The sequence below is a fragment of the Streptomyces sp. NRRL S-118 genome (assembly GCF_000716335.1).
In the GTDB taxonomy this organism is placed as follows: Bacteria; Actinomycetota; Actinomycetes; order Streptomycetales; family Streptomycetaceae; genus Streptomyces.
The window spans coordinates 58,061-58,696 of sequence record NZ_KL591031.1 but is presented as its reverse complement, the minus strand read 5'-3'; the positions used below and the strand labels follow the sequence as shown (position 1 = coordinate 58,696).

The following is a 636-nucleotide window of genomic DNA, read 5'->3' as shown; positions in this document are numbered from 1 at the left end:
CCTCGCCTCCCGCGAGCGTGTTCTGGGACCGGACCACCCCGATACCCTCAACAGCCGACACAACCTGGGCGCCTGCCTCTTCCGCCTGGACAGGCACCACGAAGCCGCGGCTGTGTGTGCAGAGGCCCTCGCCTCCCGCGAGCGTGTTCTGGGACCGGACCACCCCGATACCCTCAACAGCCGACACAACCTCGCAACCGTCCTCTCGTCCGTCGGCCGCCATCAGGAAGCCGCCGATCTTCACACCGCGACCTTCACCGCCCGCGAGCGCGTCCTCGGCCCCGACCATCCTGACACTCTCACCAGCCGCAACAAGTCCGCCGAGGCCTGGCAACAAGTACAGACAGCACGCTCCCGCGCCCGCGGGCAACGGTGGAGACGCCTACTCCGTCGGCGGTGACATCCATCCAGCGCTACCGCCCACGGACCAGTACCTCTGTCCACCGGCGCCCGACACGGCAGCCGAGGCCTGTCCGTGCGCGTCACTGCGAGCGTCACCAGCTGCCAAGCCGCGCATCCCCCGAACCGGCTTTGCAGCCCCCAGCCCCGAGCTCCCGAGAGGAGACGCCCGCCGAGCTCAGGCGACCGGCCGAGTGCGCCCGCGCCCGAGTTTGGCCACCGCGGCCGCCAGCCGGG

General features: G+C 70.9%; 1 protein-coding gene. It reads left to right on the top strand.

Annotated elements, in window-relative coordinates; all coding sequences use genetic code 11:
- On the top strand, positions 1-400 hold a 400-nt coding region (locus tag IH00_RS41060), incomplete at its 5' end, for a tetratricopeptide repeat protein (RefSeq protein WP_158828080.1).
- Positions 401-636: the final 236 nt, after the last annotated feature.